The organism is Treponema parvum (assembly GCF_017893965.1).
Taxonomy (GTDB): Bacteria; Spirochaetota; Spirochaetia; order Treponematales; family Treponemataceae; genus Treponema_D; species Treponema_D parvum.
In genome coordinates this window covers 1,627,772-1,652,521 of the sequence record NZ_CP054142.1, presented here as the reverse complement: position 1 = coordinate 1,652,521, position 24,750 = coordinate 1,627,772, and the positions used below count along the sequence as shown (strand labels likewise).

Genomic DNA, 24,750 nt, shown 5'->3' with positions numbered 1-24,750 from the left:
GAAAATTTATGGATGATTTAAAGAGAATTCTTGATATAAATCGAAATTATTATAAAAAATTTGCATTGAATGTGCCGGTCTTTGACGAACTCATTGTCGGATTCCGCTGGATTATGACGGCGGATACGTCAGAAAATATGAGCCTTGCGCTTCGCGCCGGGCATGCTCTTGATTTGGAGCAGTACGAAAAAATTGCAAAAAACCTTTACGGAAATCCCGTGGACTTATGCATTGAACGGTTGCTTGAAAAAAAAGATGTTCGCCTTAGAAATCTGATCGTGAGTTTAAGCAGTCTTATGAGCAAGCCGTTAAACAGTGTAAAACTTTTGAAGCGCCGCGGAATTTCCAGAACGGAAGGGCTTAATTTTAATTATCCTACGGAAGGCAAAAAGATAGGACTTATAGGATTCGGCGTTTATATCAACCGTTTTTTAAATAGATGCGGAGAATTTCACGTATTCGACTTACGCTCGCCGGAGCAAATTTTAAGCTACAGGTGCAAAGACGGCTTACGTTGTTATCCGGACAGTATCTTGTGGCATTTGGGACGCAACGCCGTAGAATTTGCGGATCTTTTGGCGGAACTTGATATCGTAATCATGTCGGGCAGCACTATTGTAAACGATTCGTATATGAAATTGCTTAAAGCTTGCAAAAACGCAAATATAATAGGAATTTACGGCCCAAGCTGTGAACTTTGTCCCGATTATCTGTTCGATATTGGTTTTAACTATATTTTCAGCACTACGCTGATCGATAAGGAAAAATATCTTAAAGCGGCGCTCGGCCCGGATCAGTCGTATAAAGAATTTGATTATATGAACATATATGAGCTTGAAAAAAAAGTTTGATTAGTGTGAATGCCGAGATTACTTGTAAGTCGCACGTCCGTGTGCGACCGCGGTTCTGAATAAAATGAATCATTCGGCGGTTTTATGGAACGAATAGTTTTTTTAAGTTTCGCCGTTCCGAGGCGGACGTTTTTGCCGTTTCGGGGCTGAACATTCGTAATTTTTAATTTGAGGAGGAAACATGCTGCACAGCGGACAAGTATTTTCTATAGCTGAAGATAACGAGACCGTGAAAGGCTGCACCGTATCTGAAACCGTTTTGCAGGGAAATTCCTGCTGCATGACGGTGTTTTCTCTTGCGGCTATGACGAACATAAGCCCTGAAAGCTACGGCTATCCTAAAATTTGGAAGATCGAAGAAGGCGGCGCAAAAGTCCTCTATCTTTCGGACGATGGTCAAGGCCTAAAAAAAGGAGACATTTTTGTCGTACCGCAAAATATACCGGTAGGAATAAAGACTGAAAAAGGATGCGTGTATTCTGAAATAATATTTTTTAAGGAGTGTGCTATGAACAGTATTTTAAAAAGCGCGGAAATTTTTAAACTGAAGGATCTTCTTCCCTATAAAGAAGGGAAGGTTGTGAACATGGATCTTGTTGACGATCAAAAGGCTAAATTTGTGATCATGTCCTTTGACGAAGGAACCGGTCTTCCTGAACATTCCGCTCCGGGCGACGCTATCGTGTTCGGGCTCGAAGGCGAAGGTATAATCGGTTCCGGCGGAAAAGAATACCGCATTCACGAAGGGGAAAACTTCAAATTTGATAAAAACGGAAGTCATTATGTAAAGGCCGCAGGTAAATTCAAAATGGCGCTGCTGCTTATCCGCGGTTAAAAATCTGAGCCGTTTACGTCGGTTTACGAGCGCGGGCGGAGTGTTTTATGATAGAAGCGGGTCATGTATTTTTAGCGCGGCTGGGCAAAACCGTATTGCGCCCCGGCGGAACGGCCGCTACCGAATGGCTTATCGATCGGGCAAATATACGGGCGGATACTGAAATTCTTGAAGTTGCGTGTAACGCGGGCAGGACGATGATCCGTCTGAGTAAGAGATTTAACTGCAGCGTTACAGGAGTCGATATTGATAAAGCCGTTCTTTCAAAAGCGGCTGAAAACATCAAAAAAAACGGCCTTCAGAATAAGCTTTCCGCAGTCTATGGCGACGCACAGGATTTGCCGTTTAAGGACGGAAGCTTCGACCTTATTATAAACGAGGCAATGCTTACCATGCTCTCTGACAAAAATAAAGATAAGGCTCTCAAAGAATATTTTCGCATATTGCGCCCCGGAGGAATGCTTTTGACACAAGATGTGGTCCTTACTGTAAAAGATCCGTCGCAGCAAAAGGATCTTCGCTCCGGGCTGAGCAAGGCGATAAATGTGAGCGTCGAACCCCTTGATCTTGACGGCTGGAAAGAAAAATTCCGTTCAAACGGATTTGACGTTACACAAAAATACGGAAAAATGACATTGTTAAGCCCGTCGGGGATGCTGCACGACGAAGGCATTTTGCAGACTTTGCGCATAATAAGAAATGCAATAAAAAAAGAGAACAGATCCGCATTCGGCAGGATGTTTTTGTTTTTCAATAAGAATAAAGATACTTTGGGCTATGTTTGCAATGCGTGCGTAAAACCGGCGCACGTCAGGACGCCGCCGGGAGCGTAGTCTTCCTTTATCGATACACGGCAGTCAGATACACGGCGTGCGATTGACTTTTTTAAATCAAATAGTTAGCATTAAATGATTTTATAACACGGAGAAAGACAATGACAAAGCTGGTTTTAGTACGTCACGGTGAAAGCGAATGGAATAAATTAAATCTTTTTACCGGCTGGACGGATGTGGATTTAAGTGAAAAGGGACATGAAGAGGCAAAGGCTGCTGGAAAGCTTTTGAAAGCGGAAGGATATGATTTTGACGTTTGCTATACGTCGTATTTAAAGCGGGCGATCCATACTCTTAATCATATACTCGACGAGATGGATAGAAACTGGCTTCCTGTCGTTAAAACATGGAAACTTAACGAGCGCCATTACGGTTCTTTGCAGGGACTCAATAAATCCGAAGTTGCGGCCAAATACGGCGAAGAGCAGGTAAAAATCTGGCGAAGATCATTCGATATAAAACCGCCCGCTCTTGAGGACAACGACGAGCGTTCCGCTAAAAAGCAGGCCATGTACAGGGACGTGGATAAATCCCTTCTTCCCGCAAACGAAAGCCTTGAAACGACGATAGAACGTGTAGTTCCTTATTTTGAAGACGTGATTAAAAAAGACATGAAGGCCGGTAAACGCGTCATCATTGCGGCTCACGGAAATTCTTTGCGCGCGCTTGTAAAATATTTTGACGGTTTGGACAAAGATGAAATTATAAATGTCAATATTCCTACAGGCGCTCCTCTTGTATACGAATTTGACGACAAATTTAAAGTATCTAAAAAATACTATCTGGGCAACCAGGAAGCCCTCAAGGCGAAAATGGAAGCCGTCGCCAACCAAGGCAAAAAGAAATAAGATTGTTTCAATCTTTGGGAATATTGCACTGTCTCAAAGGTCTGTTACTTTTCAACAGCCTTCCTTGCAATGTGATTTTTTAATATAAGGGGATGTCTCAAAAGTTTGTTACTTTTTCGCCATCCCCGACGAGTTTAAAATTAAGTCTTTGTATTGTAATGACTTAATTTTAAACATCGCATGCTAGATCAAGGAAACTGGCTGAAGTTTTTAGACAGCCCTTTCCCTTTAATGATTATAAAAACACGCACGGACAGCGCATGTTAAGGTCTGCATACTATGCGTAGGCCGCGATCGTTGGTAGAAATTTTAGGTCTACTTATAGGACGGTGCGCAATCACATAATATTTATCCTCACTTCTATAACTACCGCCATGTCGGATGCGGTCAGTTCTCAAAGAACCCGTAGGATCGTCTTTTTCCGAATCCGTAGAAGTTGAAAAACCGTTCCAACACCATTCTTCTACGTTCCCTGTCATATCATATAATCCGAATGCATTTGCCGTTTTTAATCCGACTTGATGCGTTTTTTTATCGGCATTGCCCGTATGCCATGCATACTCATCGAGTTGTGTCGCATCATCCGTGCCCGCATATTTTTGATGGGAAGAACCGCTCTGCGCCGCCCATTCCCATTCGGCTCCCGTCGGAAGCCGAAACCCTTTTTTATCCATTTTTTGTATAGGTGTTTTTTCGGCTTCGGCGTGCTCCTTCGTATATACTATCGTTTCTTCGCCTGTTAAATAATAGACGCATTCTGAATCTGATCCGCCGTTTACCATTTTGGTAAGTTCATTGCAAAACACAATACAGTCAAACCAGTTAATATTCTCTACAGGTCGTTTTTCCTGTGCTTCATTTATTGCAGGTAATTTGTCGGATCCCTGAAAACGACTCGGGTTTTCCCCCATCACCGCTTGCCATAACTCTTGCGTCACTTCGGTCGTACCTATGTGGAAAGCTGTCAAATTTACTTTATGCACTTTATTATTATTTATGCTGTCATCGCCTACCGTACCGTCTTCCACGCGTTCTATACTCTTCATTGCAAAGGTCACGGTACCGACCTGGCCGCTACAGGTTATCTTATTATAATTTCCGGTAGGGGCGACAATCGGCGGTATGCTTCCGCCTCCGGAATTATCGATACTGGAATTTGAACTATCTGCCGCATTCGAGCAACCGCTTACTAGAAGAGCTATACATACATACATACATACATACATACGATTTTGCCATTGCACAGGCCGGTCACTTTTACGACAGAACCAAACATTACGAATAACATTCATAGAATCCTTCCTTGAAGATTTGCGTAATACCGGTGTGCACTTATAAAGTCCATTGCCGGTAATTTTAAAATCTTTCTTTTTTTTATTGATATTTTTACCAATAGCATGATTTTTTTTGCATGTCAACTTGAATTTTACTTTTTTGATCGGATAGATCCTCCGTTTACCGGCGGGCGTTATTTTTTTGCACGGAATTCCGCGCCTCAGCGGCAAGAATAGCAGGCAGGGTAGTGGAAATTTTTTCTTTTAAGTTATATAATGCTAACATAAAGTAGCATTGGCTTTTCCAATATGTTCCGCACATACAGTAAAGTTTTATTGCCGCTTTGATCGGAGGTTTCATGCAAGTTTTAATTATAAACCGCTTGTTCCGTAAATTCGGAGAAATTCAGATAAAATTCAGATGGCTTTTTTTGATCGTCATGATCGCTATTACCGCTGTCGGATTTTCAGGACTTAAAAAACTTGTTGTAGAAGACCAGCAGGAAAGTTGGTTTGACGATAAAGAAAAAATAACGCAGGCGACGAACCGTTTTGAAGATACTTTCGGCAACGAGGATGTCATCACAGTCCTAGTTCAGGCGGAAGACGTTTTTGATACCGATGTTCTTAACATGATCAAAGAGCTCGGAAACGAAATGATGGAAACAATCCCTTACGCACGGGACGTAACCTCCATAGTTGAAGTTTCCGTTGTAAAAGGAACCGATGACGGAATGCAGGTTGTAACTCCGTTTGAAGACGGAATTCCCGACACCGGTACTGCAGAAGGCAGAGCGCAGATGGAATCGATCAAAAAATTTCTGCTTTCCCGTGAAGCGCTCGCGAACAAACTTGTTTCCCAGGATTCAAAAGAAACGTGGATAATTCTTTACCTTTACGACTACGGTGAAGAAGACGATAACGCGCGTACCGGCATGTATAAGGCTGGGCGGGCGGCGCACAAACTTTTGGACGATCCCAAATGGAAAAATCCTAAGTGGAATTTGCTTTGCGCCGGCATACCTTATACGGAATGCGAAGAAGCGGATACGATGCGCGTGGAGATGTCAAGAAGTCTTTTGGGCGGATTTTTAGCTATGATAATCTGCCTTATCCTGTTCGTTAGATCCCTGAGAGGCCTTATAGTTCCTATTTTTTCAACGATAGGAGGAATAGGTGTTGTGTTCGGTTTTATGTCTCTCTTCGGCATAACGGCCGACCAAAACATGATGACAATTCCAATTTTGCTAGGCATGGCGCTGTCGGTCGGCTATTCGATACACTATATAAATTCGTTTAAGCTGCATTTCAGACAGACGGGGATTAGAAAGGAAGCCGTAGTGATGTCGGTAGAAGAGACGGGGTGGCCTCTGTTTTTTACGGCTCTTACGACTATCGCCTCCCTAGTATCTTTTGCCTTAGTGGATATAGGTCCTCTTAAATGGCTGGGGATAGTATCGTCTTCGACGGTATTTGTCGTGTTTTTGTATGTGATAATCCTTATTCCTGTTTTGCTTTCGTTCGGCAAAGACCGAAAAAAAGACGATAAAGCCGAAATCAAAAAAAATACTAAAGCGGATTTTGCATTTGAATCATTCGGACAAAAGGTTTTAAAATACGGTAAAACGGTTGTCGTTGCAGGGATTTTTGCGGTGGCCGTCTTTGTGCCCGGAATTTTTAAAATATACGTAACCCTTGACTATATTCAAATGGCGGGTTTAAAGATTCCGTATATAGCGCGTCTTGCCGCACTTCAGGACACTCAGCTGGGATCCGTCTATTCCTATAAAATCTTGATAGAGTATCCTGACATAGACGAATTTAAAAAGCCCGAACGCATGTTTGCGCTTGAAAAACTTGAGCAGAAACTTTCGAATTTAAGCCTTACAAGAAAGACGAATGGAATTCCGCGCGTAAAGTCGGTTCTCGACATAGTAAAAGAGACGAACCGAATGCTTAACGGCGACGATCCATCTTATTATACTATTCCGGACGATGAGGATCTGCTTACTCAGGAACTGTTTTTATATGAGATTACGGGGGGCGACAGACTTTATGATTGGCTCAACGCCGATTATAATACAGTCTATGTGACGGTAGATCTTTCAAATTATGATGCTACTAAAATGGTGTCCGACATTGCCGAAGCGGAAAGGACGGCTGAGGAACTGTTCCCCGGCGCTGAAGTTTCTGCGATCGGTTCCGTTGCGGAATTTGCAGAGATGAACGGAAAAATCGTAAACGGCGAAATAAAATCGTTTACGGGTTCTTTTATAATGATCGCGATTATGCTGATCCTTGTGTTCACAAGCTTTAAGACAGGACTTATAGGAATGATTCCGAATATCGTTCCCGTAATCGTTCTTGCAGGAATTATGGGATACCGCCGCTATCAGCTTGATATGATGACTATGACGATAATGCCCATGCTTTTAGGTATAGCCGTCGACGATACGATCCATTTTATAAATCACGTAAAGTATCTTTACGAAAAGAGCGGCAACTATAAAAAGGCAATCCTTCGCACCTACCGTGAAATAGGGAAGACGCTGGGCATGACGACGGTCATAATATGTACCATGTTCTTTGTTTACGTGTTAAGTCCTTTTAACACCATGCACCGTATCGGACTTCTTGCGATAATCGGCCTTTTTACGGCGCTTTTGGCGGATTACCTTATGACGCCTGCGCTGATTTATTTAACAAAACCTTTTGGAAAAGAATTTGACGGAGAAGAAATATGACTTATTTAAAGAAAATTTTACTTGCATGCGCTTTTGCTGCGGTCTTCGCAGTTTTACCGGTCTTTTCTCAGACGGCCTACGATATCATGAAGGCCAGCCGGGACAGGTATGAAGGCGATACTGCGGTCTATGAAATGCAGATGACGCTTATTGCCAAAAACGGCACGAAGCGTTTGCGGGAAGTCTCTTATTTTTCCAAGGATTACGGAGACTATAAACGCACTGTTATGTTTTTTTTAACGCCTAAAGACGTTAGCGGCGTGGGTTATCTTGTCTGGGAATATGACCAAGAAGGCAAAGACGACGACACGTGGCTTTACATGCCTGCCATGAAAAAAGTTCGGCGCATTGCCGGTTCCGGAAAAGACGACTATTTTATGGGAACCGATTTTACCTACAACGATATGGGCAACAGAGAGCTCTCAAAAGACGATTTTTCAATTTTGGCAGAAGAGACAGTTGACGGTTTTGCCTGCTGGAAAATACGGTGCGTTCCTCACGATACGACCGAGCGCAACAGCAGCCGTGTCTATTGGATCAGAAAGGATAACTATATAGCGATAAAAGGCGAGCTTTATAACAGACAAAAAAATCTTGAGAGAGTCCTTTCGGTAAAGGATGTCGAGCAGATCGACGGTATTTGGACGGCAAAAACATTTTCGATGGAAAATCTGGCAAGCGGACACTCTACCTTGATCGAAATTAAAAACATAACGTATAACAAAAGCCTTGACGATTCGATTTTTACGGTGGCGTCGCTTGAAAAAGGTCGGATGGGCAGATGAAATACGCCGTCGAATAAACGCAGTGCCGATGTGTGCCGCTGCAGTTTTTGAATACGGCGGGAGGTTTTATGAAAAAAGTCTGTTCCCTGAAATTCAACAGCCGAACAAAATATCGATTTGGGAGGCTGTTGAATTCTTGCGCGTCGGCGCACAGTTCAATTCAAAAAAATACGATATTTGCGGCGGCCTTGTTTTGCCTTTGCACGCTATGCGCGCCGGTTTTTTCACAGGATACGGGATTTTCCGTAAGCGGTTTTGTCGACACGTTTCATTCCGTCCAGTTGTTCAAGCCCGATAAAATATCTTCGGGAGGCGGCGGACAGCCTGTAAACGACGCCGATAATTGGGACAGACAAATTTTAGACTCAAGGACGAGGGTTCGCATGGAACTTTCCGCCTATGCGGACGACTGCAGCGTGTTTATTTCTGGCAATGCGTCGTATGACGGAACGTGCAAAAGCCGTACTGAAATTGAGCTTAAAGAAGCTTACGCAGATTGGACTTACGGAAGCTTCGGCATAAGAGCCGGACGGCAAATAATTGTCTGGGGAAAAGCCGACGGCGTTCAGATCGTTGACATCGTGTGCCCGCTTGACAACACAAGTCTTACAGGATCGGACATAACCGATCAAAGGCTTCCCGTAAACGCGCTTTCCTTTAATCTGCGCTCAGATATGCTTTCGTTTGACATGACCGCCATCCCGGTTTTTACGCCTGCTAAAATGCCGCAAAAGGATAATCCCTTATACGGAGTGCTTTTTCCTTCATATTCTTCAGGTAACAAAATGACTTGGAACGAGCCGGAAGAAGTCCGTTTTTCACTAAAGAATACCGAATACGCGATAAGACTTTCGGCATGGCTTCCGTTTGCGGATCTCGCTGCAAGTTTTTTTACCGGAAACGACGACATCGCCGTGTACGATATGAAAAGCGACGCTTCCGGCATAACTCTAAGCGGCTCTTATGAGAGAATTTATATGTCGGGGCTTGAGTGTGCGATACCTTTAAGCGATTTTGTTCTTCGCGGAGAATGCGCTTTTATAGGCGGACGACGTTTTTCCGGAAAAAAATGGGAAGTCTTACCCGACGGTTCCATGCTTTGTTCCCCTGTAAAGAAAAATCAGATCCGCGCTCTTTTGGGATTGGACTGGAACCGCGGTGGCTGGACTTTTACGGCGCAATATATAGAAGACATTATTTTAGCCTACGATGAAGATGAAATTTCAAGAAAACAAAGAATTCCCGCCGCGACTTTAAGCATTGAAAAATCGTTCATTCACGACACTCTGACGTTAAATTTTTCTGGGGTCGTCGATATAAACGATTATGACTGTGCCTTGTATCCTTCGGTAAAATATTCCGTAAATGATTCTATAAACGTAAAGTGCGGGGCGTACGTCTATACTTCGGGCCGCGAAGACTCAAGCGCGTACGGCAGGATGAAGGACGCAAGCTGTGCTTGGATAAAGATGGTTTACAGCTATTAACCTGAATGTCGAGTTTTGAAAGTATTTCTAAATATTCTTTCGGCGAGAACGCCGTCTGCTTAGCCGCGGTCGAGCTTTTAGGGCAGAATTCTGTAAGTATAACGCTCGAAGCGTCACGCAGCCGGAACCTCGCCTTGAGCATCATTTTATTTATTTTCTCGCCATTCATTGATACATGAAATGGTTGGGAATTTCGAGTTTTAGAAAACTCGAAATCTAGGCTATTAGTAGGTTTTCGGACGTTATTTAACTTGTCTGTACGTTACCGTAAGATTTACTATGTCGATCTTTGCCGCTTGAACCGTTACGGATTTGTTTAGCGCTACGGGCGACAGAGGCGTTAAAAGCGTTTCCTGCGCGAGGGACGGAATTATAAACACGCCTTGGTTTCCTTTCTGTTCTACGCATACGGCTTCGCCCTTCCAATCGGGATTTTGTAAAAGATATACCAGCGTCCAGTGCAGATTGCTGTTGCGCTCCGCGTTTTTACAGGCAGCGGCAGCTGCATCGCCTGCGCTTATGCGTTCAAGCATAATGTCCTTTGTTAAAAGTTCCTTTTTGTCCAAGAATGCGTGTAATTGTTCGTGCGCCACAAGGTCGCCGTAACGACGGAGCGGGCTTGTAACTTGCGAGTACATGCTTATTCCCAGTCCCGCGTGCGGCGAAGGGGTAACCCCTACGTTACGCTTACGCATACATCGTCTCAGTTTGAATTGTCCGGCAAGGCCTTCAGGAAGATCTTTGGGGATTTCCGGTTTGTCTTGGCTCACATAGGGGAAAGGAATATTGTTTTTAAATGCAAATTTTGCAGCTCCTTCTCCCGCTAAGAGCATGGCTTCCCGCACCACGTCTTCGGATTCGTAGCGCTCGTCCTCTGTGATTTCTACTTTTTTCGTATCTCTGTCTACGCTTATGTGAATTTCAGGCAGCGTTATCGAAACGGCTCCCGCTTTTTTACGGCGTTCTTCGTTCTTTTTTGCGATTTCAAAGAGAGGATGTAATTCTTCGCTGTCTTTCATCTCGTCCGCCTTTGCGTATGAGAGGCGTTTTACTTTTACTTCAGTCTTTAATACCGCGCAGTCTTCGACGGCTCCGTTTTCGTCGAATTTTATGCGGAACGACAAGGCGTAACTCACATTGTTTAATCCCAGCGCATAATCGGAAAGAACGGATTCGCAAAGCATGCGGCTTGCTCCTTCGGGAATGTAAAGGGTCGCTCCTCGCGCGCGTGCGGTTTTGTCTATAGAGCTGTCGGGAATGACTGTGGAAGCGGGATCGGCTATGTGCACCCAAAGGTATGTTCCGTCCCAGCCGACCGCGTCGTCAGGATCGTTCGAATATTCGCTGTCTATTGCGTAGGCAAAGCCTTCGACGGCAATCCGCTCTTCTTTTTGGGGAGAGGGAAGCGATTCCGTAGCCGACTGCATCGAAAGTCCCCAGCGGACAGGGTAGGGGTTCCTCGTTATTTCCCAAATGCCGGTATCCAAAAGAATTTTATGCGCATTTTCCTGTGTCTGTTTTATTTCCGCATCCTGCAGAGTTTTTGACTTGTCGCTTTTGCCCAACGCAAGCGCTTCCACGTCTACCATGAATTTTGCGTCGTCCGGCAATATAAGTTTTTTTTGTTTGAGGCGGCTCAAAAATTCTTCGCGCACAGCGGCGGATTTTTCTTTTTCTTCCATTTTCTTTTGCATGGATTTTATAGAATCTTCGGTTTGAGGAAAAAATTGAAGTTTGCCGTGTTTCATTTCTTCTTCGTCAAGTTTAAACTCAAAAGAGTTTAAAAGGGCGTCGTATAAAAACCATGCGCCGTCGGCGGGAAAGGCGGAACTTACGAGTTCTTTTAACTCTGAAAAAGAAACAGCCTTTGACGCTTCCTCTTCGTCCGAAATTATAAGCTCATAGACTTCTTTTATCTGCTTTAATATATTTTTGTCTTCAAAAGATAAAACGCTCTGAATGGAAGAAACCCCGTCAATCAAAAAAATTATGTCTTTTTCCCGTACTTTTTGAACTGAAAATTGCGGTGTTTTTGCGCTGGCTGCGGAAGATGCAGCTGCGGAAACTCCGGCCGCGGAAACGGCGCGAAATTCTATAGTATATTTGTCGCCGTCGACTTCGGTTACTACGGCCGGTTGTTTTTTATATAAAACCAAAGATTTCTTTTGAATCATGATAATATCATAGCTTAACGGATTATGCGTGGCAATATAAATATTTTAACAATTTTACGGCGAGAATTGAAGATTCCGGCCGATTGATACAAAACATTTATTTCTTTATAATAGCCGTTATCTGTTATTAAATTTTTAAGATTTAAATACGATTTATTTTCAGGGGGAAATATGACAATAACGGAAATGCTGGGACAAAGTCTGATTCTTACCGTCCTCGGTATGGGTGCCGTTTTTGTTTTTCTGATCATCATGATTCAAGCTATGATTTTAGTAAATAAGATCATTCGTGCTTTTAAACTTGATGTAGAAAAACAGGATACGGCAGTTCAAACTCAAGCCGCACCTGCTGCTGCTTCGGATAATTCAATAATTGCCGCGATTGCCGCTGCATTGCGTGCTAAGCGCTAATAATCACAGGAGAGTTTTTTCATGACTAAGAAAGTTCAAATTTCAGAATTGGTTTTGCGCGACGCACACCAGTCTCTTCATGCTACCCGCATGACAACGGCGGATATGCTTCCGATCGCCCCCAAACTGGACAAGATCGGTTACTGGGCGGCGGAAGCTTGGGGCGGGGCTACCTACGACAGCTGTATCCGTTTTTTAAATGAAGACCCTTGGGAACGCCTTCGCAAATTACATGCAGCTATGCCAAATACCAAGCTCATGATGCTTTTACGCGGACAAAACCTTTTAGGCTACCGTCACTATGCGGATGACGTAGTGGATAAATTCGTGGAATATGCGGCAAAAAACGGTATAGACGTATTCCGCATTTTTGACGCCTGCAACGATCCGCGCAACCTTGAACGCGCTACTAAGGCTGCAAAAAAGACGGGCAAACACGTTCAAATGGCAATTTCCTATGCGACTACCCCTTATCACACAAAAGAGATCTACGCCGATCTTGCAAAAACCTACGCGGAATTCGGAGCTGATTCGATCTGTATAAAAGATATGGCGGGTCTTTTAAAACCTTACGAAGTCTACGATCTCGTAAAGGCGATCAAAAAGAAGGTAGACCTTCCCATTGAAATTCACTCGCATTCCACGACGGGACTTTCAGTCGCAACGCTCTTAAAGGCTGCGGAAGCAGGAGCTGAAATCCTTGATACGGCCATCTCTTCGATGTCTATGGGAACTTCCCATTCTCCGACTGAAACCGTCGTTGAAATGTTCAAGGGCACCGAATACGACACGGGTCTCGATATCAGAGCCTTGCTTGAAATCGCAGCTTATTTCCGTGAAGTCCGCTTGCATTACGCTTCTTTGGAATCCAAATTCCTAGGAGCGGACACCCGTATCCTTGTGTCTCAGGTTCCCGGTGGAATGCTTTCAAACCTTGAGTCCCAGCTTAAACAGCAGGGCGCGGCGGATAAAATCGATGAAGTTCTTAAGGAAATCCCCCTTGTACAGAAGGACGTAGGATACGTTCCCCTTGTTACTCCTACTTCCCAAATAGTAGGAACCCAGGCGGTATTCAACATCCTTTTCGGGCGATATAAAAATCTTACTCAGGAATTCAGAGATCTTTTGGTAGGCAAATACGGAAAACTTCCGGCCGCTCCGAATGCGGATCTTGTAAAATTGGCCCTCGAGCAAAACAAGATGGATGAAGTGATTACCTGCCGCCCTGCTGACAAGATTGAACCGGAATGGGACAAAATGGTCGCCGAATCTAAGGCTAACGGAGGAAACGGTTCCGTAGAAGACGTGCTCACATACGCCATGTTCCCGAAAGTTGCGTCCAAATTCTTTGAGACGAGAGCAAACGGGCCTGTCGATGCCGAAAAAATGTTCGGCGAAAAGAAAGTTGCTCCTTCAACCTCTTCGGCAGGCGGAAGCTATACGGTTACGGTAAACGGTTCTTCGTACGACGTTACGACCGGGCCTTCGGGCGATTCGATGAACATAACGGTGAACGGTACGGCTTACAATGTGACGTTCGGCCAGGCGGGAAGCGCTCCGGCTGCGTCCGCCGCCTCAGGAGCCGCTCCTGCGGTTTCGGGCGGACAGGAAATCAAAGCTCCCGTAGCGGGAACTCTGCTCAGGCATGTCGTCTCTCCCGGAACAAACGTCACAAAGGGTCAGACTGTCATAATGCTTGAATCCATGAAGATGGAACTTGAAGTAAAAGCTCCCTGTGACGGAAAGGTTTCGTTCGCGGTACAGCCGGGAACACAGATAAAGGCCGGCGACGTGCTCGGAAATATCGGCGGCGCTCCTGTAGCTGCCAAACCCGCAGTTCAGGCGGCGCCTGCGGCACAGCCTGCTCCGGCGGCAGCGCCCGCATCTTCGACGGGCGGAAAGGCTGTGAAGGCTCCCGTTGCCGGAACCTTGCTTAAGTATGTAGTGGCTGAGGGCGCTGCCGTAAAGGCGGATACGACCGTTATAATGATAGAATCCATGAAGATGGAGCTTGAAGTAAAAGCGGGGGCTGCAGGCGCCGTGCATTTTGTCGCCGCGCCCGGTTCGCAGATCAGTGCAGGACAGCTGCTCGCTGAGATCAAATAGGACGGATCGCAAAATGAATGATTTAACAAATAAAAAAAGCACTCAGGTTATGAAAGCCTGTCTGGTTTTGTTCGGAATTACGCTGGCGCTTTCTTTTGCAAGTACCGTTTTTGCATCCAATTCCCACAGGGAAGTCGCTTCGTTTAGAACGATGTCAACCGCAATAATAAAAGGATCCGAAAATATTCCGAATATTTCAGTATCGAAATTCTTGATGAACCTTTATAAGACCACCGGCATTTATAAAATAACGCATACGGAAACGGCCGAAGAGATGGCTCTGGAGGAAGTTCAAAATGCGGCGCAGCACTCGGCTGCCGCTGTGGATCCGTTTGCAGGCAAGATCGTCCCCGGCTGGCAGAAACTGGCCATGATAGCGATCGGATTTTTGATCGTTTATCTCGGAGCCGCGCGCGGATTCGAGCCGCTTCTTCTCATTCCTATAGGATTCGGGACAATCCTTGTAAATATTCCGGGAGCCGGAATGGGAGACGCTCCTCATGGAATGCTGCACATCATATACTCGTCCGGCGTAGGAAACGAATTTTTCCCGATGCTGATATTTATGGGAATAGGCGCTATGACGGACTTTGGCCCGCTCATTGCGAATCCTAAATTGGCGCTGCTCGGCGGCGCTGCGCAGTTCGGAGTATTTTTTACTTTGTTCGGCGTTGCGCTCATGAACCTTATTCCCGGCATAGATTACAACATGAAGCAAGCCTGCGCTATAGCAATAATAGGCGGTGCGGACGGACCTACTTCGATCTATGTTTCAGGAAAACTTGCTCCTGAGATGATGGCCGTTATCGCCGTTGCCGCATACTCTTATATGGCTCTGGTTCCTATGATCCAGCCTCCTATTATGAAACTTCTTACGACCAAAAAAGAACGCCATATCACTATGGATCAGCTGCGCACCGTTTCTCCGATTGAGAAGACGCTGTTCCCCATGGTTATGCTTATTCTTTCGATATTGCTTCTTCCGCCCGCGGCGCCTCTTATCGGTATGCTGGCTTTCGGAAATTTCGTAAAGGAATGCGGCGTTGTTACGCGTCTTTCAAAGACTATGGAAAACGAATTGATGAATATCGTTTCGATACTGCTTTCTCTTGGAGTAGGTTCTCAGATGACGCCTGAAAAGATCATGAACATGAACTCGATAGGTATTATTTTCTTAGGTCTTTTCGCCTTTGCAGTGGCTACGTCTGCCGGCCTTCTCATGGCCAAATTTATGAATCTGTTCCTTCGCAAAAAAATTAATCCTCTCATAGGATCTGCTGGAGTTTCCGCCGTGCCTATGGCGGCCCGCGTATCGAATAAGGTAGGAATGGAATATGATCCTTCAAACTTCCTTTTGATGCACGCAATGGGACCGAACGTCGCCGGCGTTATCGGTACTGCAATTGCCGCAGGCGTGTTTATAGCGACTTACGGCTGATAAAACATATTTTTGACGGCGTAAGTTAGGAACAGAATAAGACAAAATAAGGGGCGGGATTTCAAAAGCGCGCTTTTGAAATCCCGCCATTCTTTCTTTTGAGCGGCTCTCTTTAATTGATTTTAATTGAATTTCAGTCCTTCTTTTCTGGCGCTCACTTTTATAATGCTGTTTTCGGCAAACTTTCCGGCTAGGAGATCCTTCGCAAGAGGATTTTCAACATAATTTTGGATGGCGCGCTTTACCGGACGCGCTCCGTATGCCGGCTCATAACCTTTTTCCGCAAGGAACGAGAGCGCGCTGTCGTCGAACGTAAGTTTTATCCTTCTGTCTTCCAAGCGTTCGGCCACCTTTTTAAGCTGGTTGCGTATTATTCCCTGAATACAAGACATATCGAGCCGTTTGAACATGACGATTTCATCCAGCCTGTTTAAAAATTCCGGCCTGAAAGTCGATCGTAAAAGCGACATGACGGCGGGTCTCACTGCGGTCATTTTTTCTTCACTGTCCGCGTCGATAATTATATCGCTTCCCAAATTGCTGGTCATTATTATGATCGTATTCTTAAAATCCACAAGGCGGCCTTGTCCGTCGGTCAGACGCCCGTCGTCGAGAACTTGCAGCAATATGTTGAATACGTCCGGATGCGCTTTTTCAATTTCATCGAACAGGACCACGCTGTACGGGCGGCGTCTTACGGCTTCGGTAAGCTGGCCTCCTTCGTCATAACCGACATAGCCGGGCGGCGCGCCTATGAGCCGAGAAACCGAAAATTTTTCCATGTACTCGCTCATGTCGATCCTTGTTAAGGCTTTTTCATCGTTAAATAAAAAGTCTGCAAGGGTTTTGGCGAGTTCTGTTTTTCCTACTCCCGTAGGGCCTATGAATAAAAAACTGCCCTGCGGTCTGTTAGGATCTCCCATTCCGGAGCGGTTTCTTCTGATTGCGTCCGAAACAACTTGAACGGCCTCGTCTTGTCCTATTACGCGCTTGTGCAATACGTCTTCGAGCTGCAAATATTTTTGTTTTTCGGAAGAAAGCATCTTTGCTACGGGAATTCCCGTCCACGTGGAAACTACGCGCGCAATATCCTCTTCGGTAACTTCCTGCCTCAAAAGCGAACTGCGTTCGTTGCTGTCTTCGTCGGCGAGTTTTTTTTCGGCGACCTGAGCTTCTTCGAGCTGTTTTTCAACGGCGGGAATTATGCTGTATTTTAATTCCGCGGCTTTTTCCAAATTGCCTTCGCGCGTATATTTTTCAATGTTAAAACGCTCTTTTTCAAGCTGTTCTTTTAGCGTCCGTATTTTGTCTATGTTGGACTTTTCGTTTTTCCATTGAAGTTTCATAGCGTCGCGCTTTGATACAAGGTCGGCAAGCTCCTTTTCAAGCTTTGCGAGCCTTTCTTTTGACGATACGTCTTCTTCTTTTGAAAGAGACTGTTTTTCGATCAAAAGCTGCAATATTTTTCGCTCGGCCTGATCAAGTTCCGTAGGCTGGCTTTCTATTTCCATTTTTAAGCGGCTCGCCGCTTCGTCTACCAGATCTATCGCCTTGTCCGGCATAAAGCGGTTCGTTATGTAGCGGTTTGAAAGCACTGCCGCTGCGACGAGCGCTTCGTCGTTGATCTTTACTCCGTGGTGAATTTCATATTTTTCGCGTAAACCGCGCAGTATCGCTATGGTATCTTCTACCGAAGGTTCGTTACAGTAAACCTGCTGAAAACGCCTCTCGAGTGCGGCATCTTTTTCTATGTATTTGCGGTATTCGTCAAGAGTAGTAGCTCCGATTGCGCGCAGTTCCCCGCGGGCTAGGGCGGGCTTTAAAAGATTCGAAGCGTCCATAGAACCTTCGCTTGCGCCTGCGCCTACGATAGTGTGTAATTCATCTATAAAGAGAATGATCCTGCCTTCTGACTTTTGAATTTCTGTGATTACGGCCTTAAGTCTCTCTTCAAATTCTCCGCGGAATTTAGCGCCGGCTACGAGAGAACCTAAGTCAAGCGACAGGAGCCTTTTGTTTTTAAGGCTCTCGGGAACGTCTCCCGATGCGATTCTTCTTGCAAGTCCTTCTACTATAGCGGTTTTCCCTACGCCCGGTTCGCCGATTAAGACGGGGTTGTTTTTTGTGCGGCGGCAAAGAACCTGCATCACGCGTCTGATCTCTTCGTCGCGGCCTATCACGGGATCGATCTTATCCTGTCTGGCGAGGGAAGTTAAATCTTTCGTATATTTTTCAAGCGCCTGTATTGTATTTTCAGGGTCTTGGGACGTCACACCTTGGTTTCCGCGTATGTCTTTTAGAGCTTTTAAAACCGCTTCGTGCGTAATTCCCGCAGATCTTAAAACTTCCGCCGTTCGTCCGTCGGATTTTGTAATTGCGAGCAGAATATGTTCCGTCGAGAGGTAGCGGTCGTGAAGGTCTGACATTTCCTTTTCAGCCTTGGCGAGAATTTTCTGAGCTTCGTTTGAAAGGACAGTCTGTGTGTTTCCGCTGATTCTCGGATCGGAATCGAGAAGCTCCTGTGTTTTTTGAATCAATGATTGAACGTTTGCCCCTATGCGTTCGATGAGAGGCGGAACCAAACCGTCTTTTTGCTGCAAGAGCGCCATGAGGATATGTTCAAGTCCTATTTCACTGTGATCGTTTTGTTGCGCAAGGGCGTTTGCGGATTGCAGAGCGTCCTGCGCTTTTAGTGTAAAATGTTCTAAATCCATACTTTTAAATTACAAATGAAATACGAGAAATTCAAATTTTTATTTAGGTTTGCGCGGGCGGCAAGGGGGTGACGTTGCGGCAGTCGTACAGGACGTGAGAACCGGACGCTATGCGTTTATGCTGTCTTCTTCGCCGTATTCGCAGAACGCGTTTGAAATTTTGGCGTATTCGAGCAGTTCTACCGTTTTTTTTATTTTTTTATACAGCCTGAGTTCTCCGCTTGTGTCTCCGCTTTCGAGGATCTTAAAAATTTTTCCGTAAACGGCGGCGGACTCGTAAGTGCGAACGCACATGCTGCTTGTTTTGCAGAATATATCTATGTCGATTATGTATTTTTTGTTATGGAGACTTACCGACCAACGCAGTTGGTCGTCTTCATCGTTTTTGGGCATTTGAGTGCAAGTCCATTCCGACGAATAGGAATTTTTTCCTTGAACGAATACTATGCGGTCCGACAAAATTTTTATGAACGCGCACAGCTTATTTTCATATAATCCCTGTATGGTAAAGCAGGTGTTTTTAAGTTTTTTTCCCGTGATGAGGCTTGTCATTGAAGATGCGGAAATATGGACGAAAGGTCTCGGAAATGCGTCGCCCCAAGTTTTATCGGTGTATCCCGAACATTTTTTAGGATTTACCGTATAAACGTTTCCGTCTACGCTTATCGCACCTGAAAAAACGGTTTCCGCTCCTGTAGGAATCCAATTGTTTCCTTTTTTTATATAGCCTGCGGGAAAATCTATGAGCCGTTCTATGTTAAGATCCCATGTGATACAGCCCGACGCGCTGTAATATTCGGGATGGCGCAGCCTGTCGTCGTTGGAAAGCTCTATTTTTCCTCGCAGTTCCGAATGCGAAAAATAACAGCCCGGAAGACTTATGCTGTGTTTCTTTTTGTTATATGCAAGGTCTTTTGTTTTAAAATAATTGCTTATGTACTTGGCGTTCGTGCCGTACATTCCTGCGCGCACCGCTACATACGACGGAGCTTCTACAGTCTGACCGCTTTCCTGCGAATACAGCATTTCGGAAAGTTGTTCTTGGGAATATTCGGTTTTTAACTTAGTCGAAAAAGTCATTTTGTCTGGTGATATGTGCGGATTTACGACTTGAAGTTCCAAAAAGAAACTTCTTTCTTCGCCTGTTGCATCCGACTGTGCGCACATAAAATAAAGCCAGCGCTCTATGCCTTTCTTTTTTAAAAAACCGCCTAATTTATATGAATCGTTACGGATATTTAATTTTGACACTGCCATATTTTAGGTATCGGTATTTTTTCATATAGGTAAAAGCATTATTTTACCGGAAGAGTCTTTTGCGTCGCCTGTAATGCACGCTTTTGTGCATTTTTCGCTCTGCGCTATGAGCCGATCGAGAGCGTTTTTAACGTCTTTTTCGGTGACGGAAAATAAAAGTTTTATTTTATGCTCGCGGTCTTTTTCCGTTATTCCGTACAGACAGCGTAAAAATCCTGTAAAGCCTCTTCCGCCGGGGGACTGCGGTTGAATTTCTTTGCTGTAGCATCCGACGACGGCTTTTTTAAGCGTTTCTTTGCCGAACGCGCCCGATTTTCCGGAAATTTCAGACGCCGCCTTTTTTAAACATTCTAAAAGCGATTCAGTCGTTTTTATAGGATCGGGGTCCCTGTACGAGGTAAAAGAAAATGTTTTTTCAACAGGGTCGTTTGAAGCGTAAGCTCCGTAGGCTCCTCCTATGGTTCTAAGCTGCTCCCATAGAACGGTCGTCGAAAGCCAATGCGCCAAAACGGTTTCTGCGGCGCTTTCTTTTGTGAGCCACCCGCTTGCGGGAAATGCTTGGGCTGAAAATCCTACTTCGGTCCGAGTTGTAAAAATTTCAATATCCGGTTTTCTTTTACCGCTGTCGGACGTATAATCGACACGACGGGTCGGTTCGTCGTCAATGAGCCGCGCCTGTTCGCCGTTTAAATTTGCACTGAAGTCGGAGAAGGCGGGCGCAATGTCGACTTTTGCAGACTCCGGCGCTCTGCCGATCGCGGTAAGACCTGCGTATTTTGCAAAATCTTTAAGTTTGGGCAGTGCGTATTTTAAACTTTCATCGTCCGCCGTTATGTGTAAAACAGTTCCGCCTTTTTTGATGTTTTCCAGCATGGAATTAAAACGATTCGTAAGCTTTTGCACTTCATTGATTTTATGAATTTCAAAGAGCTGACTTAAGCCGTTCCATACTTCGTCTACAGCCTTGCTTCTGTTTACGCATCGTTCGGCGCGTATGGCGCAAAAGCTGTGCCCCGAAGGAATGACCGATTCGTCAAGATCGTTGCGGTATTCATTTAACAGGTCTTGAAGTCTTTTTACGTCGGAAAAGTCCGTGGAGCAAAGACAGTCCGAAACCAATTTGAGAGCGTCTTCCGTCTTTTCTTTTAGCATTTTTACGCGGAATATGATCATGTCGCGTCCGGTATAAACGGATTTTTTGCATTTCGGAGGAACGGAAGACGTAATAGTTGTCGCTTCAAATCCGCCGCAGTGCATAGCCGTAAGACCGGCCGTTTCGGCCCATGTTTTTCCTTTCCATCCGCAGTTTGTAACGGCGATTGAAAAAAGCGGTATGAGCGGATAATCTTCGTTAGAAATGACGTCTAATGGAAAGGCGATATCCGCGTACACTATTCCGTTAGTTTCTTCTTTATTTATAAAAAGCGGAATGTCGCCGTTTTTTGATTCGACATAGTCTTGTTTTGTAACGATCCTGTCAATTTTGGCCGGCAAATCGGAAGGGGATAAGTGCGGCAAGCATTTTATATCTTTTTCCGTTTCCGCCTTTTGCTGGAACGCATGGAGTTTTTCATTTTCTTGCATTACAGTTTCAGGCATCTTTGATTTTTTTCTTAATTCTATTATGGTCTGTTCAAAAATACTTCGTTCTTTTGCATATTGTTCGTCGGGAATTACCGAAACAAGCGAACGATGCATGTTCGCGATCAAGTATTTTTTTATAAGCTCCGAAACATAGCCGGGAGAAGAAAGGATCTGCTCTTCGAGCTTCGCAAAAGTTTCTCTGACCAAAAGCATGTCGGCCGGTTCTTTGCCGTAATTCCACGCTCGAAGAGCCCTGCGCAGAAGAACAAGCGAATAAGGTCCTCCGGCTCTTCTTACTTCACGGTTTGCAAAGTTAACCGACATCAAAGCTGAATCTATGTCGCTTTTAGGTATCTCTCCTGACGATAATTCGTTGAGCGTTTTAAATATCAGTCTTTCAACTTCGCGGATGTTTGAAGATTCTACGCCTCTGAGCCCTACTGTGAACATAAGATCGTGCATTTCACTGTAAAGCCCGCTGTTGGGAGCGATGTCTTCGCCCAAACCGGACTCAAGAAGAGTGCGAGTGAGAGGAGAGCCGTCATGTCCGCATATGACTTCCGAAAGAAATATGCATTCCATGTAACTTTTTAGATCGCAGGACGGACACAAGAGCCAGTTTTCCATAACCGTTGCACCGTGCGTATTATTTGCCGACGACGGACCTTTTTCTTCCACGAATATGGGTTTGGAAAACGGACTGACCGTTTCACGCGATAATACGGCGTCGAGTGAAAATTTTTCTTGCGCCCTGCTTGAGTGAATCTCCGTTTCGTCGAAGGTTTGTTTTTCTATGCGGTGAAGAAATTCTTTTTCAATAAAGTCAAGCTGTTCTTCCGTAGGAATATTTCCGTATAAGAACACTAAACAATTATCCGTCCGGTAGTATTTTTCGTGGAAATTTTTAAGCTTCGCATGTGTTATGTTCGGAATTATTAGAGGATCGCCGCCTGAGTCAAGCGAATACACCGTGTTTGGGAACAGACTCTTTACTGCGGCGTCGCCTGCAACGGAATCGAAGGAGGAATAATTGCCTTTCATCTCGTTGTAGACTACGCCTTGGATGGAATAGTTTCCGTTTTTATCGATTTCCAGCCGATGGGCTTCCTGCAAAAAAATTTCAGGATCGAGGCGGGGAAAAAACACGGCATCTCCGTATACGCTCATAAGGTTAAAATAGTCCGCCTTTACTTGGGAACTTGCGGGGAACACTGTTTTGTCCGGGAAAGTCATAGCGTTGAGAAACGTCTTTATGCTCTGGTTTATAAGCCTTACGAACGGATCTTTTAAGGGATATTTTTGCGAGCCGCACAGAACGGAGTGTTCGAGTATGTGAGCCTCTCCGGCCGAGTCTTCCGGCGGCGTTCTGAATGAAAATGCGAACAGATTTTCTTCGTCGTCATTTAAAAGATGAAAAACTTCGAGACCCGTGCCGTTATGGCGAAGATAAATTCCGCTTGAAGCGCAGTCGGGAATATCGCGGACGGAAATAACCGTCCAATTTTTATATTTTGAATCAGACGTAAATTTCATCGTTTCTGCCCTTTATCATGAATTTTCCCTCTTCATACGCGCTGCGCATGACGTTCATAAAAGCCGAAGTAATTTTATCGCTGTCTGCGCGCGTGACGGTTTTTTTCAGCTGTTCCGTTTCCAGAATTATATCGCCTCTTGTCTTTGACACGTTATAAAGTATTTTTTTTCTAAAACCGTCGGGTTTCCCTGCGATGAGGACGGCGATTTTATCGTCGTCCATTTTATGCAGCTGCTCTTGTATAAAACGGTCGTCGGCGTTGACTATGTCGTCCAAAGTAAAAAGCTGCTTTCTCAGTTCTTTTTCGAGTTCAGGTTCGCCTTCGGCAAGGTTTTGAAGTATGTCGTTTTCGGCTTTAGGAGACATCTTTTTTAAAATCTGCACCAGGGCTCCTCGTCCGTCGAGCGCATTCGATCTTTCAGTCGCTATGGCGGAAACTTTTTCTCGCATCGTCCTGTCCACGCGCCGCAAAACTTCAGGTGAAATGGATTGCATTTTTGCAAGGCGCATTACTGTTTCTTTTTTATCATCCGCTTCCATAAGGTCGATTATTTTCGCCGCCTTTTTAGGTTTTAAATTTGAAAGAACCAGAGCCTTGACTGCGGGAAGTTCGTCTTTAAGTAAAAGAAGAATGCGGTTTTCTTCCTCGTCTTCAAAGTATTCGAAAGGCTTGCCTTCGGCAGGGTGCACCGTTTTTTCGATCATTTTTGAAGCGCGCTCGCTGCCGAACGCTTTTGACAGAATGTTTTTTGCGGTCTCTATTCCGCCGCCTTCTTTTGAGCGCTGTATGAGTGCCTGAAATTCTGCGAGTATCGCGGCCGCCTCGTCGTCGCCGACGGTACGTATGGAGGCTATTTCCGGAATTATTTTTTCAGTTTGGGTTTCAGAAAGATACGGAAGAATTTTTGCCGCTTCGTCAACGCCTATGAGCAAAAGAAATTTCGCCACTCTGCGGTATACGCTGTCGCTTCCATCCTTGTTTTTTGTTTCGGTAACTTTTAAAAGCCCGCCTGAAGTGAGCGCTGCAGCGGCCGTGCGCACAGCCGCGTCGGAAGCGCGGTCGGTTTCGGCATGTTTTTTTGCCGCGTTTTTGTATGCGTCAAGGCGGTGTTCATTTAAATCCATAAAGAATATAATACTACAGCGACGTTTTTTTGGAAAGTATCGGCTTTTCGTGTGTTTTGAGAGCTGAAAGTGTTGTGTTATTCGACCCAATTAACAAGCCGGATATCTTTTAGATGAGAAAAATGTTTTGTATTATTTGTAACAAGGTATTGCATTTTTTAGGATGGCAAGGCAGCCTATAAGAATATCGCCGTCGTCAATTAGAGTTCCTTGCTTTTTCAAAAACGCATATTGTTTTGCGGATTCCCTGAGACTCTGTAAATCCATATATTCAATGCCGCAGGTTTGGGCAAATAATTCAAATCCGTTTTTTTGTTTTTTAGGATCGGTATATTCAAATCCGCGAAGCACTTCGTAATAAACTAAATTGGGAATTCTTACGGACTCGAAAGTGTATGCGTTTTTGAATGCTGCAAGAACGCTTGAATTACCCTTCAATAAATCAATGATTACATTTGTATCAAGGAAATAGGTCATGCGTGTTCTCTGAATTTGAGTCCGCAGCAGGAACGCAGTTCATCCGCTTCCGAGTCCGACAGAGTACCGAATATATTATCGACAAAGGTAAAATCAACGGATTTTTTAGACTGATAAATGCTGCCGATTTTATTTAGATATACGGAAACTTCTTCCAGCGCCGCTTCCGGCAATGCCCTGATTTGTTTTTCCAAAGTTTCGTAAGACATTTATATCCCCGTCCTTTTATTATTATGCCACTATACCACATTTTCAGGAATTTGACATTAGTTT

General features: G+C 44.8%; 18 protein-coding genes. 10 read left to right on the top strand and 8 right to left on the bottom strand.

What is annotated here, in order from left to right; all coding sequences use genetic code 11:
- Window positions 1-8 precede the first annotated feature (8 nt).
- The 4 genes from HRQ91_RS07295 to gpmA all read left to right on the top strand — a co-directional run bounded on the left by HRQ91_RS07295 (window position 9) and on the right by gpmA (window position 3,367).
- Window positions 9-851 carry a Rossmann-like domain-containing protein gene (locus HRQ91_RS07295; RefSeq protein ID WP_210118942.1) on the top strand — a complete coding sequence of 281 codons (843 nt, stop codon included), beginning with the start codon at window positions 9-11 and terminating at the stop codon, window positions 849-851.
- Window positions 852-1,032: 181 nt separating this feature from the next.
- Entirely contained in the window at window positions 1,033-1,686 is a 654-nt protein-coding gene (locus HRQ91_RS07290) for a cupin domain-containing protein (RefSeq protein WP_210118941.1), read from the top strand.
- A gap of 47 nt (window positions 1,687-1,733) precedes the next feature.
- A complete protein-coding gene (locus tag HRQ91_RS07285; protein WP_210118940.1) occupies window positions 1,734-2,519 on the top strand; it encodes a class I SAM-dependent methyltransferase in 786 nt (261 codons plus the stop codon).
- Window positions 2,520-2,620: 101 nt separating this feature from the next.
- Window positions 2,621-3,367 carry a 2,3-diphosphoglycerate-dependent phosphoglycerate mutase gene (gene gpmA / locus HRQ91_RS07280; RefSeq protein WP_210118939.1) on the top strand — a complete coding sequence of 249 codons (747 nt, stop codon included), beginning with the start codon at window positions 2,621-2,623 and terminating at the stop codon, window positions 3,365-3,367.
- Window positions 3,368-3,630: 263 nt separating this feature from the next.
- Here the strand turns inward: gpmA and HRQ91_RS07275 are convergent, their stop codons facing one another.
- Complete coding sequence (locus tag HRQ91_RS07275; protein ID WP_210118938.1) at window positions 3,631-4,593, bottom strand: formylglycine-generating enzyme family protein; 963 nt, start codon at window positions 4,591-4,593, stop codon at window positions 3,631-3,633.
- A 407-nt stretch (window positions 4,594-5,000) separates the two neighbouring features.
- Between HRQ91_RS07275 and HRQ91_RS07270 the strand changes: the two genes are divergently transcribed.
- The 3 genes from HRQ91_RS07270 (at window position 5,001) to HRQ91_RS07260 (ending at window position 9,657) form a co-directional block, all read left to right on the top strand.
- On the top strand, window positions 5,001-7,385 hold the full coding sequence (locus tag HRQ91_RS07270; RefSeq protein ID WP_210118937.1) for an efflux RND transporter permease subunit: 2,385 nt from the start codon (window positions 5,001-5,003) through the stop codon (window positions 7,383-7,385).
- On the top strand, window positions 7,382-8,170 hold the full coding sequence (locus tag HRQ91_RS07265) for an outer membrane lipoprotein-sorting protein (RefSeq protein ID WP_210118936.1): 789 nt from the start codon (window positions 7,382-7,384) through the stop codon (window positions 8,168-8,170). Before HRQ91_RS07270 ends, HRQ91_RS07265 begins: the two co-directional genes overlap by 4 nt.
- 68 nt (window positions 8,171-8,238) lie before the next feature.
- A complete protein-coding gene (locus tag HRQ91_RS07260; RefSeq protein ID WP_210118935.1) occupies window positions 8,239-9,657 on the top strand; it encodes a DUF1302 family protein in 1,419 nt (472 codons plus the stop codon).
- A 242-nt stretch (window positions 9,658-9,899) separates the two neighbouring features.
- On the opposite strand, the gene HRQ91_RS07255 is transcribed toward HRQ91_RS07260, so the two are convergent.
- Window positions 9,900-11,831 carry a ribonuclease catalytic domain-containing protein gene (locus HRQ91_RS07255; protein ID WP_210118934.1) on the bottom strand — a complete coding sequence of 644 codons (1,932 nt, stop codon included), beginning with the start codon at window positions 11,829-11,831 and terminating at the stop codon, window positions 9,900-9,902.
- Window positions 11,832-12,002: 171 nt separating this feature from the next.
- Between HRQ91_RS07255 and HRQ91_RS07250 the strand changes: the two genes are divergently transcribed.
- Genes HRQ91_RS07250 through HRQ91_RS07240 form a run of 3 tightly spaced genes read left to right on the top strand, consistent with a single transcriptional unit; the run spans window position 12,003 to window position 15,786 of the window.
- A complete protein-coding gene (locus tag HRQ91_RS07250; protein WP_210118353.1) occupies window positions 12,003-12,242 on the top strand; it encodes an OadG family protein in 240 nt (79 codons plus the stop codon).
- A 21-nt stretch (window positions 12,243-12,263) separates the two neighbouring features.
- Window positions 12,264-14,348: a sodium-extruding oxaloacetate decarboxylase subunit alpha gene (gene oadA / locus HRQ91_RS07245; RefSeq protein ID WP_210118933.1), complete on the top strand. Its 2,085-nt coding sequence runs from the start codon at window positions 12,264-12,266 to the stop codon at window positions 14,346-14,348.
- 13 nt (window positions 14,349-14,361) lie between these two features.
- Window positions 14,362-15,786: a sodium ion-translocating decarboxylase subunit beta gene (locus HRQ91_RS07240; RefSeq protein WP_210118932.1), complete on the top strand. Its 1,425-nt coding sequence runs from the start codon at window positions 14,362-14,364 to the stop codon at window positions 15,784-15,786.
- Window positions 15,787-15,908: 122 nt separating this feature from the next.
- On the opposite strand, the gene clpB is transcribed toward HRQ91_RS07240, so the two are convergent.
- From clpB to HRQ91_RS07210, 6 genes are all read right to left on the bottom strand, one after another.
- Window positions 15,909-18,500: an ATP-dependent chaperone ClpB gene (clpB, locus tag HRQ91_RS07235; RefSeq protein WP_210118931.1), complete on the bottom strand. Its 2,592-nt coding sequence runs from the start codon at window positions 18,498-18,500 to the stop codon at window positions 15,909-15,911.
- A gap of 108 nt (window positions 18,501-18,608) precedes the next feature.
- Entirely contained in the window at window positions 18,609-19,751 is a 1,143-nt protein-coding gene (locus tag HRQ91_RS07230; RefSeq protein ID WP_210118930.1) for a hypothetical protein, read from the bottom strand.
- A 27-nt stretch (window positions 19,752-19,778) separates the two neighbouring features.
- Window positions 19,779-22,874, bottom strand: a complete 3,096-nt coding sequence (locus HRQ91_RS07225) for an insulinase family protein (RefSeq protein ID WP_210118929.1) — start codon at window positions 22,872-22,874, stop codon at window positions 19,779-19,781.
- Entirely contained in the window at window positions 22,858-24,000 is a 1,143-nt protein-coding gene (locus HRQ91_RS07220; protein ID WP_210118928.1) for a flagellar motor switch protein FliG, read from the bottom strand. The genes HRQ91_RS07225 and HRQ91_RS07220 overlap by 17 nt, the downstream gene beginning before the upstream one ends.
- 132 nt (window positions 24,001-24,132) lie before the next feature.
- On the bottom strand, window positions 24,133-24,477 hold the full coding sequence (locus HRQ91_RS07215) for a PIN domain-containing protein (protein WP_210118927.1): 345 nt from the start codon (window positions 24,475-24,477) through the stop codon (window positions 24,133-24,135).
- Window positions 24,474-24,686 carry a hypothetical protein gene (locus tag HRQ91_RS07210; RefSeq protein ID WP_210118926.1) on the bottom strand — a complete coding sequence of 71 codons (213 nt, stop codon included), beginning with the start codon at window positions 24,684-24,686 and terminating at the stop codon, window positions 24,474-24,476. The genes HRQ91_RS07215 and HRQ91_RS07210 overlap by 4 nt, the downstream gene beginning before the upstream one ends.
- Window positions 24,687-24,750 lie beyond the last annotated feature (64 nt).

Bases quoted from the DNA above. Each gene is read 5' to 3' on its own strand.
- HRQ91_RS07295 (WP_210118942.1), top strand. From the start codon at position 9: ATGGATGATTTAAAGAGAATTCTTGATATAAATCGAAATTATTATAAA.
- HRQ91_RS07290 (WP_210118941.1), top strand. From the start codon at position 1,033: ATGCTGCACAGCGGACAAGTATTTTCTATAGCTGAAGATAACGAGACC.
- HRQ91_RS07285 (WP_210118940.1), top strand. From the start codon at position 1,734: ATGATAGAAGCGGGTCATGTATTTTTAGCGCGGCTGGGCAAAACCGTA.
- gpmA (WP_210118939.1), top strand. From the start codon at position 2,621: ATGACAAAGCTGGTTTTAGTACGTCACGGTGAAAGCGAATGGAATAAA.
- HRQ91_RS07275 (WP_210118938.1), bottom strand. From the start codon at position 4,593: ATGTATGTATGTATGTATGTATGTATAGCTCTTCTAGTAAGCGGTTGC.
- HRQ91_RS07270 (WP_210118937.1), top strand. From the start codon at position 5,001: ATGCAAGTTTTAATTATAAACCGCTTGTTCCGTAAATTCGGAGAAATT.
- HRQ91_RS07265 (WP_210118936.1), top strand. From the start codon at position 7,382: ATGACTTATTTAAAGAAAATTTTACTTGCATGCGCTTTTGCTGCGGTC.
- HRQ91_RS07260 (WP_210118935.1), top strand. From the start codon at position 8,239: ATGAAAAAAGTCTGTTCCCTGAAATTCAACAGCCGAACAAAATATCGA.
- HRQ91_RS07255 (WP_210118934.1), bottom strand. From the start codon at position 11,831: ATGATTCAAAAGAAATCTTTGGTTTTATATAAAAAACAACCGGCCGTA.
- HRQ91_RS07250 (WP_210118353.1), top strand. From the start codon at position 12,003: ATGACAATAACGGAAATGCTGGGACAAAGTCTGATTCTTACCGTCCTC.
- oadA (WP_210118933.1), top strand. From the start codon at position 12,264: ATGACTAAGAAAGTTCAAATTTCAGAATTGGTTTTGCGCGACGCACAC.
- HRQ91_RS07240 (WP_210118932.1), top strand. From the start codon at position 14,362: ATGAATGATTTAACAAATAAAAAAAGCACTCAGGTTATGAAAGCCTGT.
- clpB (WP_210118931.1), bottom strand. From the start codon at position 18,500: ATGGATTTAGAACATTTTACACTAAAAGCGCAGGACGCTCTGCAATCC.
- HRQ91_RS07225 (WP_210118929.1), bottom strand. From the start codon at position 22,874: ATGAAATTTACGTCTGATTCAAAATATAAAAATTGGACGGTTATTTCC.
- HRQ91_RS07220 (WP_210118928.1), bottom strand. From the start codon at position 24,000: ATGGATTTAAATGAACACCGCCTTGACGCATACAAAAACGCGGCAAAA.
- HRQ91_RS07215 (WP_210118927.1), bottom strand. From the start codon at position 24,477: ATGACCTATTTCCTTGATACAAATGTAATCATTGATTTATTGAAGGGT.
- HRQ91_RS07210 (WP_210118926.1), bottom strand. From the start codon at position 24,686: ATGTCTTACGAAACTTTGGAAAAACAAATCAGGGCATTGCCGGAAGCG.